Source organism: Acinetobacter sp. YH12116, from assembly GCF_013418895.1.
Lineage (GTDB): Bacteria > Pseudomonadota > Gammaproteobacteria > Pseudomonadales > Moraxellaceae > Acinetobacter > Acinetobacter indicus.
In genome coordinates, this window is sequence record NZ_VPBE01000005.1 from 116,358 (window position 1) to 132,086 (window position 15,729).

Sequence of the window (15,729 nt, forward strand, 5' to 3'; positions counted from 1 at the left end):
TTAAAAATGGTGGCTATGACGAGACTTGAACTTGTGACCCCCGCATTATGAGTGCGGTGCTCTAACCAACTGAGCTACATAGCCGTAAACTGTGCGCGCATTATCTGCTGTAATGTTTATAACGTCAAGCCCTTCTACAGGCTAATTGTACAAAATTTGGTGAAGTGAACCGATAAGCCGGGTTCTGTCGAGAACGATCATTCCTCTAGGCGTACAATCACTCATACGCTCAAGCGACCTACCCGAATCCAGTACGGGCCGTACCTCAGGATTCCTATTTGGTCTTGCTTCTGGTGGGGTTTACCATGCCATGAACTGTTACCAGTCATGCGGTGCGCTCTTACCGCACCCTTTCACCCTTACCTTCGATTTCTTCCGAAAAAGAAACCTGAATGAAGGCGGTCTACTCTCTGCTGCACTTTCCGTCGGCTCACGCCGCCCAGGCGTTACCTGGCACCCTGCCCTATGAAGCCCGGACTTTCCTCCCCTGCTTTAGTCACGGAGACCTCCACAGCAGCGATCGTCTGGTTCACTTCGAGGGCGCATCTTAACAAATAAATGCACTAATTGCTCGTGCTTTTTTGATCAATCAGTTTTTGATACTTTTCCAGCAATTGTTCCTGGGTTTCGACATGATGGGGATCATGCGGAATACAGTCCACCGGACAGAATAACTGACACTGCGGTTTATCATGATGCCCGACACATTCGGTACACAGCGCCGGGTTGATTTCATAAATCAGCTCGCCCATGAAAATAGCCTCATTCGGGCACACAGGTTCACAGACATCGCAGTTAATGCATTCATCGGTAATATATAAAGACACGCTACCAACCTTGTTGATGTTTGCGTTCAAAGGCTTCGACCACGGTTTGCGGTACAAACTTGGTCACATCTCCTTTTAAACGCGCAATTTCACGCACCAGCGTGGATGAAATAAACGAATATTGCTCTGACGGCGTTAAAAATACCGCTTCAAAATTGGTATCCAGCTGACGGTTCATATTGGCCAGCTGAAACTCGTATTCAAAGTCAGACACTGCACGTAAACCACGCAGTACCGCCGTGGCCTGCTGTTCGCGGAAGAAATTCACCAGCAGGCCATCAAAGCCGACAAATTCCACATTGGGTAAATGGCTGAGTGAGGTTTTGGCCAGTTCTACCCGCTCATCTAGAGTAAACACCGGATTTTTATGATGACCAATGGCAATTGCGACCACCACTTCATCAAACATTCTGGCCGCCCGTGTTACTAAATCGATATGACCATTGGTGATTGGATCAAAGGTCCCCGGATAAATCACGCGAGTTTTAGACATCCATTTTTACTCTAGTTGGTTTTGTAGAGCCATATTTTAGCAAAAACTTGATTTATTGGTGAATAAACTCGGCCAATTTCACAAAAATCCTGCGATAGTGCTGTAATTCAGTGCTGATTTTGGAATTGTCAGCATGCCTGTGTTTGGGGCACAATAGGCCTAACGTTGGAAGTGACTCATTATGGCGAAAGCAACTGTAGTTAAAAAAAATACCAGTGGCACGATTGCACAGAACAAACGTGCACGCCACGATTATTTTATTGAAGAAAAATTTGAAGCCGGACTGTCCCTGCAAGGCTGGGAAGTCAAGTCTTTGCGTGCCGGTCGTATGAGCCTGACCGAAAGCTATATCACCTTTAAAAATGGTGAAGCCTTCTTATTTGGCGCCCAAATTCAACCTTTACTGTCGGCTTCGACCCATGTGGTGCCTGAAGCGACCCGTACCCGCAAGCTGTTATTGAACCGCAAAGAAATTGCCAAACTGCTCGGTGCGGTGAACCAGAAAGGTTATTCCTGTGTGCCGCTGGTCTGTTACTGGAAAGGTCCACTGGCCAAACTGGAAATTGCCCTGGTGAAAGGGAAACAGCTGCATGATAAACGTGCCACTGAAAAAGACCGCGACTGGCAGCGTGATAAAGCCCGTTTAATGCATAAATAAGCACGTTTGAACACAAGTGCTTGATGTAAAAATGCCTCCAACATGGGAGGCATGTTTTATTGCATCATCGAAAATCAGGCTGAGTTCTGTTTTAAGCCCACCAGATAAGCGCCAAACTTCACCGCTGTTTCCAGGTCACCTTCTGGCGGGGTGACCTCAACGCTGGCATTGTCAGACTGGGTCATTAGGCCCAGAAAGCTCGACATCCGGTTAATATCATGCGGGCTACGGCCAGTCGGCATAAACGGCAAGCCCGACCATAACATGCCATGCTGCATGGCAAATAAATTGATCTGCTGTAACACCGCCAGCTTGTCACCGCTTAAACCGCCGCCATTGGTAAAGCCAGCAGCAATTTTGCCCTGCCAGCTTCGCGCCAGCCAGCGTTTTGAAGATTGTTCCATAAACTGTTTCAGTGCCGAAGTCAGACTGCCCATATAGGTTGGACAGCCCATGACCAGAATATCGCTCTGATCCAGCACATCCCAATCGACCTCGCTCACTGCCATTAAATGTACTTCAGCTCCGGCTTTTTCGGCGCCCTGCACAATATGCTGTGCCACCTTGGCGGTATGGCCATAGGGACTATGATACACAACACAGACTTTTACTTGCGACACAGATGTTTGATCAGTAACAGACATGGAAACTTTAAAAACCCAATAATTCAGTCAAGTTTAGCATTGATCAGCGATAAAAACGAATGTTGCCATGCGTCCGGTTTTGGCCTGACGACGATAAGAATAATACTCCTCGGCCTGCCGATAGGTACACTGATCACCACCTAAAATGGTGGTTACCCCCTGCTCGGTCAGGATATAGCGGGCAATCGCATATAAATCGGCATAGAATTTTCCGGCCTGTTTCCCTGCCTGAAAGGCGCTGCTTAATGCGGGATATTTCTCACAAAATACCTGCTTTACTTCGGCCCCTACCTCAAAACACGGCTGGCTAATGGCCGCGCCTAACCAGGCCCAGGTCGGTGGGTGCTGCATGGCGGCAATGGTATTTTCAACAATACCCTGTGCCAGACCTTTCCAGCCGGCATGTAAATTGGCCACTTCAGTGCCATCCTGATTGCCCAGCACAATGGGCAGGCAGTCGGCGGTCATCATCATTAAGGCATGGCCTTTGCGCTGCGTGACCAGTCCATCGCCTTCCGGTGCATTAAAATGCAGCTCATCATTTATCACATGACACAAGGTGCTGTGAGTCTGGTTCATCCAGCTGATTGTATTAACACCGTATTCGGCCAGCTGTTCCAGTAACAGCATACGATGCTGCTGCACCCGTTCCGCTGCATCCTGCACATGCAAGGCCAGGTTAAAACCGGCCAGTTCCGGTACTTGCGCTGGCAAGGCCTGCTGATGCTGAATCCGCGTTTGCGCCACATAAACCTGTGCCGGTAATCCCTGAATAAATTGCATCTCAGCTCCTGTGTTCACTTAAAAGCGGCGTTGAGATCATACTTTCTCAACGCCGCAGAACGGTTTAATAGGCAGCGTTTTCGCTACGCAACACATCCACCAGCTGGCTGAAATCTTCCGGCCACGGCGCTTCAAACATCATGTCCTGTTTGGTACGTGGATGCACAAGCCCCAGTTTGGCCGCGTGCAGTGCCTGACGTTTAAAACCGCGCAAGGTTTCATTGAGCAGCTCGGAGGCTCCAGCCGGCACACGCACACGTGGCATATACACCGGATCGCCAATCAAACCATGACCGATATAGCTAAAATGAACCCGGATCTGATGGGTACGGCCGGTTTCCAGACGCGCCTGAACCCGGGTGAAATGCTGGAAACGCTCTTTCACGTTATAGTGCGTCACGGCATCTTTCCCGCCCGGCAATACCGTCATTTTAATCCGGTCCACCGGATGGCGCTTGATCGGCTCATCAATGGTGCCACCGGCAATAATATTGCCATACACCACCACATCATAAATCCGGTATACCGACTTGTTGGCCAGCTGCTTGCTCAGGTCAAACTGCGCTTCCAGATTTTTCGCCACCACCAGCAAACCGCTGGTGTCTTTATCAATACGATGTACCAGCCCGGCACGTGACAATTCTGCCGATTTTGGATAATGGAACAGCAAGGCATTGACCAGTGTGCCGGTAATATTGCCCGCACCAGGATGCACCACCATGCCAACCGGTTTATTAATCACTAAAATATCATCATCTTCATAGACAATATCGAGAGGGATATTTTCAGGCTGACTGTTGGTCTGTGCTTCAAGTTCAACATTTAAACTTAACAGTTCATTGCCTTCGCACTTGTACTTTGGTTTGACAGTGTTACCATTCACCAACAAATGACCATCTTTTAGCCACTGTTTCAGTTTTTCACGTGAAAAATCACTCCAGATGAGGGCTGCAACCTGGTCGATACGTTGCCCCAGATAGCTTTCATCCAGTTGAAATTGCAACGATAAACGTGTTGCAGTTGGGTCTGAAGTATGATTATCTGCATCCTCAGAATCATCAAGTAAATTGAAGTCAGTTTCAGGGATGTTGGAATTGGAAGATTGTGCTTGAGACATTTGATCATTCAGACAAAAGTGGTTTAATAGCGCAATTGTAGCTCATTGCCCGTAATAACAGAGGAATTTTTATGTCGCTACCACGTTATAAAATTACCATGCTAGCTCTTTCACTTGGCGTTGCATCTGCAATCGTGGGCTGTAGCAGTAATCCAAAAAAAGAAGTGGTCGATACAGGTCCGCAATCTAGCGAACAAGTTTATATTCAAAAAGCAGAACGAGCACTGGAACGCGGGCAATATACCGATGCTATCCAGCATCTTGAAGCATTAGAAACCTATTATCCTACCGGTGAATATGCCCAGCAGGCACAACTTGAGCTGCTGTATGCAAAATTCCAGCAAAAAGATTATGAAGGTGCAGTCGCACTGGCCGACCGTTTTATCCGGATGAACCCGCAGCATCCAAATGCTGACTATGCCTACTATGTGCGCGGCGTGGCCAATATGGAACAGAACTATGATGGTTTAATCCGTTATACCTCGTTAAAACAGGCGCATCGTGATGTCAGCTATTTAAAAGTGGCTTATCAGAACTTTGTCGATTTCATTCGCCGTTATCCATCAAGCACCTATGCTGTGGATGCTGCACAACGTATGCAGTTTATCGGGCAAGAGCTGGCAGAAGCGGAAATGAATGCGGCACGTTTTAATATTAAACGTAAGGCCTGGGTCGCCGCGGTGGAACGTTCACTCTGGGTAATCGAGCACTATCCGCAAACCCCACAGATTCCGGAAGCAATTGCCACCGCAGCCTATGGTTATACCCAACTGGGTGACCGTGCCACTGCACAACAGTATATTGACCTGTTAAAACTGAACTATCCAAATCTGGTTAAAGCCGATGGCTCTGTAAACCTGCGTGCTGCACGGAATGAAGGTAGCTGGTTGAACCATGCGACTTTAGGTATTTTTGGTCGTGAAGCACAGGCCACCACCGAACAGCAGCAAAAACTGGCCAACCAGCAGGAAGAACCACGTAGCTGGACCAACCGTTTAAGTTTTGGTTTGCTGGACCGTCCTGAAAAACAGGAAAACAGTGAAGCGGCCGAGTAAACATAATTAACATCCATGACTGTCTTAAATTTGATTTAAACATTCCATTGGATACGCGGATGTGGCAGGGATGCCACACGTTCCCCATCACAACAAGGATGTTGTGTATGGGGAACAAAGACTTTTGCCTACTTTGGGTCTTTCCAAAGTAGGAAATTCTCCATACAAAGCCCTTAACAGGCCGAATGAAAATAGAGGCCCAACACACTTAAAATAAAATTTGTCTCTTCCTTTTATTGTCCTAACATAAGTACAGCTTTGAAAAATAGCGAGTAAGGATAGAGCTTTTAACCTGTTTTTCAATTTTGCAAAATATAAAGCATACGTTACTATACTTGCCCTTTTATCTTGGCCACTTGCCTGAACACGCAAAACCGGATAGAAAGGAAACAATACACTGTAATCTCTATACCCTGTCGATCTGTTCGACCTACCGCTTAACCGACCCGATAAAAACAGTATGGCTATTCCTCAACACACGATTGATCAGATTCTGGATCGGACCGACATTGTCGATCTGATTGGTCAGCGCGTGAAACTGAAAAAAACCGGGCGGACCTATTCGGGCTGTTGTCCATTTCATCAGGAAAAAACCCCGTCTTTCCACGTTTATCGCGACAAACAGTATTATCACTGCTTTGGCTGTCAGGCCAACGGCAATGCAATTCGCTTTTTAATGGATATCGACAGCCGTAACTTTGTCGATGTCATGAAAGATCTGGCCAGTCAGACCGGTATCGAGCTGCCAAAAGACAATCAGGACAGCAAAAAACTGGTCTATAAGCGTGAGGCCAAAAAGCCGGCGCCACCGGCCAAAACCGCACCCGCGCCAGCAACACCCACACCGACCGAAACTGATCAAGTCCCTGCTGCACATTTTGATCCTTTTGAGCAGTTCCAGCCAGCAGATGATCCCTTTGCCGGTTTTGAACAATATCCGGATTTTGATCAGGAGCCGATACAGGAAGGCAACCTGTTTGATCTGCTGGAAAATGTGGCGCAGTTTTATGAACAGCAGTTACCGCACAGCCAGTCGGCACAGCAATATTTTCGCCAGCGCGGTTTAAGCGCACAGACCATCCAGTTCTGGCGTTTGGGTTATGCACCGGAAGACTGGCAACATCTGGAAAAAGCCTTTCCGCAAGATATTGAAGGTTTAAAACTGCTGGGGCTGATTCGTACCAGTGATTCCGGCCGCGATTTTGACCTGCTACGTGACCGGGTGATTTTCCCGATCCGTGATCATAAAGGGCGTGTGGTTGGTTTTGGCGGCCGTGCGCTCAATGACGAGATCAAGCCGAAATATATCAACTCGCCCGATTCTGAAGTCTTCCACAAAAACCAGCTGCTGTATGGCCTATACGAAGGCCGCAAGCAGAAAGCCCAGGACTGGCTGATGGTGGAAGGCTATATGGATGTGATTGCGCTGCAGCAATATGGCATTTATGGCGCCGTGGCAACGCTGGGGACTGCCAGTAATACCGAACACCTGAATATTCTGTTTAAGCAGAACTCACGCATTACCATTGCCTTTGATGGTGATGCCGCAGGTCAGAAAGCAGCACGACGTACGCTGGAAATTGCCCTGCCCCTGCTGAATGATGGCCGTGAACTGAAGTTTTTTGTGCTGCCGGATGATCATGACCCAGACTCGCTGATCCGCCGTGAAGGCATTGAAAATTTCCGCCGCCTGCTCGATCAGGCGCCGCTACTGTCTGATTTTGTGTTTGCGCATTTAAGTCAAAACCATGATATCAGCAAACCGGAAGGCAAAAGTCAGGTGATGGGCGAGTTAAAACAGCTGACTGAACTGTTACCGAAAACCGGCTCTTACCGTTATCTGCTGCAACAGTTTTTCCGGGAAAAACTCGGCTTTAACCGCAAATGGCAGCCACATACCAATAATGATGCCTCACTCAGCTTTAGCACCAAGGTTGATGCCGAAGAATATGTGGTGGCGATTCTGATCAACCATCCGTATTTATATATTCATTTTGAACCGTTACGCGCACTGATTCCGGCCGATCAGTTACTGGCCAAAATCCTGCAAATCTTTAACGGAATTTTTGATGAATTACCGGATGATCCAGAACTGGCCAAATACTATGTGCTAGGCGCCTGTGCTGCTTATCACTACGAATTACAGCGCATTTTACAGCAAGCCAATGTCGGCGATTACACCACTTCGCCAGAGAAAGCTGACAAGCTGGCCGAAGATTTTTCCATTAAACTGCAATACCACTTCTTGCAGCAAAAAATCCGCTCGAAGAAATTTAGCAGTATTGAAGAAATGCGTAATCTGAAACATCAGATTTATCAGATTGATAAAAAACGTTCCCTGACTTTACTTGAAGAATAAGCGGCGTTAAACACCACGCTGAACCATCACAATGGCTTAGCGTTTAGATTTACGCCGTTTGGCACTGACCTGCTGCAGTTCGCTTTGCAGCATTTCAAAGTATTCCGGATCTTCGGCTTTGGCCGCCTGACGCAGCACAATCGAGGTGGGATGCAGCAATTTCTGGGTCAAACGGTAAGAAAATTCCTGTAACACCTGTGCCGCATTTTCACCTTTGGCAATTCGCGCCATCGCCAGTTGCAGTTCTTCCTGACGTAACGTTTCACCCTGCTCACGATAAGCCTGAATGGTACTGCCGGCACTTTTGACCTTTTGCTGGGTTACCAGTTCGGTCGCCAACTGATTCACCATCACCTCGGCTTCTACCGCGGCCTGACGACGCTGTGCCAGATTCTCATCAATCACGCTTTGCAGGTCATCGACACCGTATAAATACACACCATCTAGTGATTCGACTTTCGGGTCGATATCACGCGGAACAGCCAGATCGACCAGCAACATCTGCTGGTAACGACGCTTTTTCAGCGCGGCTTTGACTTCTTTATAGCCAATCACCTGATGCAGGCTGCCGGTACAGCTGGAAATCACATCGGCGCGATGCAAATGTTCTGCCAGCTGTTCAAATTCAATAATTTCAACTTCTACCCGATGGGCAATTTCCTGGGCCAGATTTTCAGCACGGGCGCGGGTACGGTTACAGATCATGACCTTGGCCACGCCCATTTCCGCCAGATGTTTGGCCACCAGGCTGTTCATTTCACCTGCCGCCACCACCAGCACGGTTAGTTTGTCCGGATGGCTAAACACCTGTAGCGCCAACTGCGCTACCGCATAGCCCATAGACACCGCATGACTGCCGACTGCCGTTTCAGAGCGCACCCGTTTGGCCGCATAAAAGGCGTATTCAAAAATATGGTTTAAATCTTGCGAAACGGTGTGGGCATCTTTGGCCAAAGATAAGGCCGATTTGACCTGCCCCAGAATCTGCGGTTCACCGAGCATTAAGGAATCGAGGCCGCTGGCAACGCGCATTAAGTGGGTGACAGCCTGCGCATTTTCATAGCGATAAACGTGATTTTGTAGTTGTTTGACATCCAGACCATTTACCTGGGCGAGCCAGCCCAGCACCGTGTCTGCATGGTCAGACATGGCGTACACTTCAGTTCGGTTACATGTAGAAACCACCACCATGTCATTTAACAGGTGGCTCTGGCTTTGTTCGGCAAGTAATTGAGTTAACTTTTCAGGGTTAAAAGCAATTTGCTCACGCAATTCTACAGAGGCGGTTTGATGGTTGACACCCAATGCAAAGAAAGACATATCAGATCATCATTTCGCTAAATTTATGCTATTGTGCAATAACGGTGTCATAAAAAGCATTACTTGGATCAAGAAAAATTGCGTCAAACAACCAGCCGGCTTAGCGGCGCGACAATTAAGCAATATTCTACCACAATCTTACTCGTGGGTAGCATGGCTTCTAGTGCTCATATTAGAGCATCTGGAGATTTTTTCCATGCACCTACAAATCTGAATGCCATAAAACAAAGCATGGTGGCGGAATTTGCCCTCGCCTCAAATGACGTGGCCACCGCCTTACATAACTATACTGTACTGGCAATTAAAAGTAATTCAACCAGTATTAAACAGCGCGCACTGAATATTGCACTGGAACACAATGACTTAAATGCAGCTTTGGACATTGCCACCCACTGGGTGATTCAAGAACCGGAAGATGTTCCAGCCCTGTTTTATCTGGCGCATATTGCCCTGAAAGCGCATGAATATGACCTGGCCGCTGAAACCCTGGACAAGATTCTGGCCATTGATGCCACTGCCGATTTAGAACAGATTCTGGCCGGTATTGCCCCGGAGTCGCCAGAAGATCGTGAGTTTCTGATTCAGGCACTACGCACCAGCAAAGAAAAAGATAATCCCTCAATTCTGATTCTGATTGCCGGTTTAAAAGCCCAGAATGGCCAGTTAGAAGAAGCGCTGGAAACGGTCAACCGGGTGCTGCGCAAACGTCCGAAAGTGACCGGTTATATCCTGCTCAAAGCCAGCCTGCTAAGTGCGCTGCAAGACTCGAAAGCTGCCCAGGAATGGTATGCCAAATCCAGCCGCAAACATAAAAACAATCTGGAAGTACGTCTGGCTGAAGCCAAATATCTGTTAAAAACCAATCAGCCGGAATTGGCCCTGACCAAACTGGAAGCGATGCTGGAAAAATGGCCAAAGGAAGATGAAGCCCTGTTTCTGGCTGGTCTGACCAGTATTGACTTGAAGCAGTATGAAAAGGCCGAGAAATATCTGGTCGAGTTGCGTTATTCCAACCAGTATCAAAATGAAGCCTATTACTATCTGGCGGTCAATGCCGAGCGTAAACAGCATTTTGAAACCGCCAAAGCCTATTACCGTCTGGTCGATGGCAGCCTGTATACCGTTTCGCGGCGCAGCATGATCAATATTTATAGCCAGCAAAGCCGCCAGCATGAAGCCTTACGCTTTTTGACCCAGGAACGGGTCAATTATCCGCAGCACGCCAGTTTTTTATATCAGGCTCAGGCGGAAATTCTAAAGCGCATGAACAACAAGACTGCCGCCTTAAGACTGCTGGATGAAGCCATCCGCAATTTACCCGATGATCCGGAACTGCTGTATTCAGAAGTGTTGCTGCTAGACCCTTATCAGGACAAAGACAAACTGGATCGTTTACTGAAAAAGCTGTTACAGGTCGAGCCGAACAGTCCGACTTATTTAAATGCCTATGCCTATACCCTGGCGCTGCAAAACCGCCGGCTGGATGAAGCACGCCAGTATGTGGAACAGGCACTGGAATTCGCCCCGGAACAGGCCTCAATTCTGGATACTTTAGGCCTGATCAGCTATCTGCAAAATGATTTTGACACCTCTGCCCAGGTGCTGGAAAAGGCTTTTGCCTTAAGTGCAACAGTCAAAATTGGGGTCCGTTATGCCAAGGCGCTGTATATGCAGGGCAATTTGACAAAATTTAGTCAAGTTTTACAACAACTCCAACAAAAATATCCAAATGATCCGCAATTAGAACAGCTTCATTCGTTATTGTTACCGCAACACAGCCCTCAGAGTTAATACGCATGCAACTTATTTCCAAACTCAGTCTTAGTCTTGTCACGGTCAGCACCCTGGTGCTGGGTGGTTGTCAGCAGTTCACCCAACCGCAAACACCCGCAAGCCCAATGGTTGAGGCAGAAAATCAGTTTCATCTGCAAGGAAAAATCGGGGTACGCACACCACAGCAGTCAGGCAGCGCCTTTTTTAACTGGCTGCAACAGCAGGAACAGTTTGATATTGAACTAAGCGGCATTTTAGGCGTCGGTAAAACACAGATTTCCGGCCAGCCGGGACAAGTCACACTGAATAGCGCCAAAACCGGCACTATTCAGGCAGCAACAGCCGAAGAACTGCTGCAGCGGGCCACCGGCTGGCAAGCGCCAATCAGTCATATCATTGACTGGGTGCAGGCACGTCCGGCCACCACACAGGCCAAAGTCGCTTACGATAGCCAGCGTCGTCCAACCCAGTTTCTAGAAGATGGCTGGACCGTTGATTTAAGCTATAACGAACAGGCGCGTTTGCCAAACCGTTTAATTTTAAAGCAAACATTTGAATCCGGTCAGGAGAACCGTATTACAATGGTGATCCAAAACCGTTAATTTTGTGCTGTCATGATTCGTGTTCCTTCACCTGCCAAACTGAACCTGTTTTTGCATATTACTGGCCGCCGTGAAAATGGCTATCATGAACTGCAAAGCATTTTCCAGCTGATCGATCTCTACGACTGGCTTGAATTTGAGCCATTGGATACAGCCGAGATTCAGATCGACGGTTTAAATTCAGTCGATCTGGAACAGAACCTGATTTATCGGGCGGCGCAGATCTTAAAACCTTTTGCCCAAGCGCCGACCGGTTTAAAAATCCGGCTGGACAAACAGATTCCTATGGGTGCCGGACTTGGTGGTGGCTCATCCAATGCCGCCACCACCCTCATTGTGCTGAACCAACTGTGGCAATGTGGACTCAATTCTGAGCAGCTGGCCGATTTAGGGGTGCAACTGGGCGCAGATGTGCCGATTTTTGTCCATGGCCGCAATGCCTGGGCAGAAGGTATTGGTGAACACTTAACATTCATAGACTTAGAACAAAAACAGTACATAGTGCTAAAACCTGACTGTTTTATCAGCACTCAACTGCTTTTTTCACAAAAAACGTTGACAAGAGATACGAAGCCATCTAAATTTTGCGCCTATCAGTTGAAGCCATCTGATTTCGGAAACAACTTTGAGCCACTGGCCAGAGCCTTATATCCTGAAGTCGATGAAGCCATGCAATATCTGGATCAGTTCGGAGTTGCCAAGCTTACAGGTACAGGTGCCTGTGTTTTTATTGAAGTGACTTCAGAAATGAAGATTGATGAGATTCTGGCTCAGGCACCATGTAAAGCTTACCTGGTCCACAGTTTAGCCGAATCACCATTAATTCATTTCAAAGTTGAATAGGGGTATCGCCAAGTGGTAAGGCAGCGGGTTTTGATCCCGCCATCCGTTGGTTCGAATCCAGCTACCCCTGCCATTTTTCACCTGTAGATGTACTGTATTAGGGGTATCGCCAAGTGGTAAGGCAGCGGGTTTTGATCCCGCCATCCGTTGGTTCGAATCCAGCTACCCCTGCCATCTTACAGTCATCAAATTTAGGGGTATCGCCAAGTGGTAAGGCAGCGGGTTTTGATCCCGCCATTCGTTGGTTCGAATCCAGCTACCCCTGCCATTTTCTCGAAAAAGACAGAGCATTGGTTTGCTGTTCTGCTGTTAATTTACCTTGACATCGACCAGCAAAAATATTAAAGTTCTGCCGCATTAGGGGTATCGCCAAGTGGTAAGGCAGCGGGTTTTGATCCCGCCATTCGTTGGTTCGAATCCAGCTACCCCTGCCATCTATTTTCATACATTCCAACCGCCAAGGGTGCTTCATGCCCAATCTTGTCGTTTTTAGTGGAACTGCGCATCCACAATTCGCCCAAAAAGTCGTAAGCCATCTTCACATTCCTTTAGGTGCTGCCTCAGTCGGTCAATTTTCTGACGGTGAAATTGCTGTAGAAATTACCGAGAATGTACGTGGTAAAGACGTTTTCATCGTTCAGCCTACTTGTGCCCCAACCAATGATAACCTGATGGAAATCCTGGTGATGGCAGATGCATTGCGTCGTGCAAGTGCTGGCCGTATCACTGCCGTGATTCCTTATTTCGGTTATGCCCGTCAAGATCGTCGTCCTCGTTCAAGCCGTGTGCCAATTACTGCAAAAGTGGTTGCAGATATGTTGACCACTGTCGGTATTGACCGCGTGGTGATGATTGACCTGCACGCTGACCAGATTCAAGGTTTCTTCGATATTCCTGTAGACAACATTTACGGTACGCCAGCGCTGCTTGCTGACTTACGCCAGCAGTCACACGACAACCTGATGGTGGTTTCACCTGACGTGGGTGGTGTCGTACGTGCCCGTGCTGTTGCCAAGCAAATGGGGGATATCGACCTTGCGATCATTGATAAACGTCGTCAAAAAGCCAATGAATCACAAGTGATGCATTTGATTGGTGATGTGAAAGATCGTGACTGCGTCATCGTGGATGACATGGTCGATACCGCAGGTACCCTGTGTAAAGCAGCAGATGCACTCAAAACTTTTGGTGCGCGTAAAGTGGTTGCTTATGCTACTCACCCGGTGCTGTCTGGTAAAGCGATTGAGAACTTAAAGAATTCTGTGATTGATGAACTGGTTGTTACTGACACCATTCCATTATCAGAAGAAGCTCAAAACCTTGGCAAGATTCGTCAGGTTTCAGTCGCAAGCATGGTTGCTGAAACAATTCGTCGTATTAACAACGAAGAATCTATTAGCGCAATGTTCGACTCTTATCTATAATAGTGCGCTAAATTTTCAAAAGCCCTGCTTTATGCAGGGCTTTCTATCACCAGATCGGTCGCAGGTCTGGTTTATTTAACCTGAAATAGGATGTCTATCATGGCAAACTTCGTATTAAACGCTCAAGCGCGTGAAGCAGCTAACCAAGGGAAAGGTGCGAGCCGCCGCCTTCGTCACGCTGCTCAAGTTCCAGCTATCATTTATGGTGGCGACGCTGAGCCAGTAGCAGTAACTTTAGAACTTCGTGAGCTTGTAAAAGCTTTAGAAAGCAATGCTTTCTTTGAAGAAGTTGTAGAAATCAAAGTAGGCGACAAAGTTGAAAACGTGAAAATCCAAGCGTTACAACGTCACCCTGCTAAAAACACACCAATGCACGCTGACTTCAAACGCGCATAAGTGTTAATGGTGTAAATTAGTGTCAAATATTTCACTGATTGTTGGTTTGGGCAACCCAGGTGCTGAGTATGCCCAAACCCGCCATAATGCAGGCTTCTGGTTTGTTGAACGCCTTGCAGATCAATATGGCATCTCTTTAAAAGCTGATCCGAAATTCAAAGGCATCAGCGGTCGCGGTAATATTGAAGGTCAGGACGTTCGTCTGCTATTACCAACAACCTTTATGAACCGTTCCGGTCAAAGTGTTGTGCCCTTCGCCAAATTCTATCAAATCGCACCTGAAGCCATGCTGATTGCCCATGATGAACTGGATATGAATCCGGGGATTATTCGCCTGAAAACTGGCGGCGGTCATGGTGGTCATAATGGTTTACGTGACATCGTTCCACACACCGGTCCAAATTTCCACCGTTTACGCATTGGTATTGGTCATCCGGGGTCTAAAGAACGTGTTTCCGGTCATGTGCTCAGCAAAGCCCCAAGCCAGGAACAAGGCTTGATGGACGATGCCCTCAGTCACGCGCTGTCTCGCATGAAATTACTGGTCAATGGCGAGATTCAGCAAGCCATGAACCAGATTAATGCCTATAAACCCAACGAATAACCTAATAATTGTTGAACAATCCTGCTTGCCATCTGGCAAAATTGGGCGCAAAATGCGCTCGTCGGCTGATTCGGTCGCAGTGATTGATTCAACCATAAGATAAAGATCTTAGGTCCACTAAGGAGACGCTAGCCATGCTATCTCGTTTATTAAAATGCAAAATTCACCGTGCTTTCGTGACACATGCGGAACTTCATTATGAAGGTTCATGTGCAATTGATGGCAAACTTATGGATTTAGCTGGCATTCGCGAATACGAAGAAATTCACGTCTGGAACGTGACCAACGGCAAACGCTTTACCACTTATGCGATTCGTGGTGAAGACAATTCAGGCATCATTTCAGTTAATGGTGGCGCAGCACATCAGGCAGATGTCGGCGATATTATCATTATTGCGACTTTCGGTGATTTCACTGAAGTAGAAGCCAATGCGCATAAACCACGTCTGGTATATGCCAACCCGGACAACACCGTGAGCCACACCGCCAACTGTATTCCGGTACAAGTCGCTTAAGACCTAAGATCATCCTACGAAAAAGCCCGCACATTGCGTAATGCCAGTCAGTTAAGCAAATATTAGAAAAATGTAGTAAAAATGAGTGTATGTAAATACGCTCATTTTTTTATGTCTTTATCTGAACATTTAGAATCCACTCTTGAACATTCTCTCCCATCACTCAACCATTTTTGTGAACTTATTGATTTAAATTGGATTGAAACATCTCTGCATCAAACAGGTAAGGCATCGATCAGAAGGAGAAAATTACCTGCTGAGCACGTGGTTTGGCTTGTTCTTGGGCTTGCCTTGTTTCGCAATCAACCCATCAGCT

17 protein-coding genes, 5 tRNA genes and 1 other RNA gene are annotated in these 15,729 nt (G+C 47.4%); 15 read left to right on the forward strand and 8 right to left on the reverse strand.

What is annotated here, in order from left to right:
* Window positions 1-7 precede the first annotated feature (7 nt).
* From FTU54_RS05415 to coaD, 4 genes are all read right to left on the reverse strand, one after another.
* A tRNA-Met gene (locus tag FTU54_RS05415) sits at window positions 8-84 on the reverse strand.
* A 73-nt stretch (window positions 85-157) separates the two neighbouring features.
* Window positions 158-536: RNase P RNA component class A (gene rnpB / locus FTU54_RS05420), an RNA gene on the reverse strand.
* A gap of 27 nt (window positions 537-563) precedes the next feature.
* Entirely contained in the window at window positions 564-827 is a 264-nt protein-coding gene (locus tag FTU54_RS05425) for a YfhL family 4Fe-4S dicluster ferredoxin (protein ID WP_034597403.1), read from the reverse strand.
* A gap of 1 nt (window position 828) precedes the next feature.
* Window positions 829-1,320 (reverse strand): pantetheine-phosphate adenylyltransferase, encoded by a 492-nt coding sequence (gene coaD / locus FTU54_RS05430; RefSeq protein ID WP_005176208.1) that lies wholly within the window; start codon window positions 1,318-1,320, stop codon window positions 829-831.
* Window positions 1,321-1,501: 181 nt separating this feature from the next.
* On the opposite strand from coaD, the gene smpB reads away from it, so the two are divergent.
* Window positions 1,502-1,978 carry an SsrA-binding protein SmpB gene (gene smpB / locus FTU54_RS05435; RefSeq protein ID WP_005176206.1) on the forward strand — a complete coding sequence of 159 codons (477 nt, stop codon included), beginning with the start codon at window positions 1,502-1,504 and terminating at the stop codon, window positions 1,976-1,978.
* A 74-nt stretch (window positions 1,979-2,052) separates the two neighbouring features.
* Here the strand turns inward: smpB and FTU54_RS05440 are convergent, their stop codons facing one another.
* The 3 genes from FTU54_RS05440 to rluD form a co-directional block, all read right to left on the reverse strand.
* Window positions 2,053-2,622, reverse strand: a complete 570-nt coding sequence (locus tag FTU54_RS05440; protein WP_005176197.1) for a flavodoxin family protein — start codon at window positions 2,620-2,622, stop codon at window positions 2,053-2,055.
* A 33-nt stretch (window positions 2,623-2,655) separates the two neighbouring features.
* On the reverse strand, window positions 2,656-3,405 hold the full coding sequence (pgeF, locus tag FTU54_RS05445) for a peptidoglycan editing factor PgeF (RefSeq protein WP_005176194.1): 750 nt from the start codon (window positions 3,403-3,405) through the stop codon (window positions 2,656-2,658).
* A gap of 64 nt (window positions 3,406-3,469) precedes the next feature.
* Window positions 3,470-4,522: a 23S rRNA pseudouridine(1911/1915/1917) synthase RluD gene (gene rluD / locus FTU54_RS05450; RefSeq protein ID WP_045796449.1), complete on the reverse strand. Its 1,053-nt coding sequence runs from the start codon at window positions 4,520-4,522 to the stop codon at window positions 3,470-3,472.
* Between the two features lie 71 nt (window positions 4,523-4,593).
* Here rluD and FTU54_RS05455 point away from each other — a divergent pair, with 71 nt between their 5' ends.
* Together FTU54_RS05455 and FTU54_RS05460 are read left to right on the forward strand one after the other, a co-directional pair.
* A complete protein-coding gene (locus tag FTU54_RS05455) occupies window positions 4,594-5,577 on the forward strand; it encodes an outer membrane protein assembly factor BamD (RefSeq protein WP_104488034.1) in 984 nt (327 codons plus the stop codon).
* Between the two features lie 460 nt (window positions 5,578-6,037).
* Complete coding sequence (locus FTU54_RS05460) at window positions 6,038-7,936, forward strand: DNA primase (RefSeq protein WP_104488032.1); 1,899 nt, start codon at window positions 6,038-6,040, stop codon at window positions 7,934-7,936.
* A gap of 36 nt (window positions 7,937-7,972) precedes the next feature.
* Here the strand turns inward: FTU54_RS05460 and hemA are convergent, their stop codons facing one another.
* Window positions 7,973-9,256: a glutamyl-tRNA reductase gene (hemA, locus tag FTU54_RS05465; protein WP_016659909.1), complete on the reverse strand. Its 1,284-nt coding sequence runs from the start codon at window positions 9,254-9,256 to the stop codon at window positions 7,973-7,975.
* Window positions 9,257-9,334: 78 nt separating this feature from the next.
* On the opposite strand from hemA, the gene FTU54_RS05470 reads away from it, so the two are divergent.
* The 12 genes from FTU54_RS05470 to FTU54_RS05525 form a co-directional block, all read left to right on the forward strand.
* Window positions 9,335-11,047 (forward strand): tetratricopeptide repeat protein, encoded by a 1,713-nt coding sequence (locus tag FTU54_RS05470; protein ID WP_035363052.1) that lies wholly within the window; start codon window positions 9,335-9,337, stop codon window positions 11,045-11,047.
* 5 nt (window positions 11,048-11,052) lie between these two features.
* Window positions 11,053-11,631: a lipoprotein insertase outer membrane protein LolB gene (lolB, locus tag FTU54_RS05475; protein WP_016659907.1), complete on the forward strand. Its 579-nt coding sequence runs from the start codon at window positions 11,053-11,055 to the stop codon at window positions 11,629-11,631.
* Window positions 11,632-11,643: 12 nt separating this feature from the next.
* On the forward strand, window positions 11,644-12,474 hold the full coding sequence (ispE, locus tag FTU54_RS05480) for a 4-(cytidine 5'-diphospho)-2-C-methyl-D-erythritol kinase (protein WP_005176175.1): 831 nt from the start codon (window positions 11,644-11,646) through the stop codon (window positions 12,472-12,474).
* Window positions 12,473-12,547: transfer RNA gene (locus FTU54_RS05485), tRNA-Gln, on the forward strand. The genes ispE and FTU54_RS05485 overlap by 2 nt, the downstream gene beginning before the upstream one ends.
* A 26-nt stretch (window positions 12,548-12,573) precedes the next feature.
* Window positions 12,574-12,648: transfer RNA gene (locus tag FTU54_RS05490), tRNA-Gln, on the forward strand.
* Between the two features lie 19 nt (window positions 12,649-12,667).
* Window positions 12,668-12,742: transfer RNA gene (locus FTU54_RS05495), tRNA-Gln, on the forward strand.
* A gap of 91 nt (window positions 12,743-12,833) precedes the next feature.
* A tRNA-Gln gene (locus FTU54_RS05500) sits at window positions 12,834-12,908 on the forward strand.
* 36 nt (window positions 12,909-12,944) lie between these two features.
* Window positions 12,945-13,898 carry a ribose-phosphate pyrophosphokinase gene (locus FTU54_RS05505; protein WP_005176171.1) on the forward strand — a complete coding sequence of 318 codons (954 nt, stop codon included), beginning with the start codon at window positions 12,945-12,947 and terminating at the stop codon, window positions 13,896-13,898.
* Window positions 13,899-13,997: 99 nt separating this feature from the next.
* Window positions 13,998-14,294 (forward strand): 50S ribosomal protein L25, encoded by a 297-nt coding sequence (rplY, locus tag FTU54_RS05510; protein ID WP_005176167.1) that lies wholly within the window; start codon window positions 13,998-14,000, stop codon window positions 14,292-14,294.
* 19 nt (window positions 14,295-14,313) lie between these two features.
* On the forward strand, window positions 14,314-14,898 hold the full coding sequence (gene pth / locus FTU54_RS05515; protein ID WP_016659905.1) for an aminoacyl-tRNA hydrolase: 585 nt from the start codon (window positions 14,314-14,316) through the stop codon (window positions 14,896-14,898).
* 134 nt (window positions 14,899-15,032) lie between these two features.
* The gene (gene panD, locus FTU54_RS05520) at window positions 15,033-15,413 is read left to right on the forward strand and encodes an aspartate 1-decarboxylase (RefSeq protein WP_005176160.1); all 381 of its coding nucleotides are present in this window, start codon (window positions 15,033-15,035) and stop codon (window positions 15,411-15,413) included.
* 111 nt (window positions 15,414-15,524) lie between these two features.
* Window positions 15,525-15,729 (forward strand): transposase domain-containing protein (locus FTU54_RS05525; protein ID WP_171294684.1); only part of this gene is annotated, 205 nt, incomplete at its 3' end.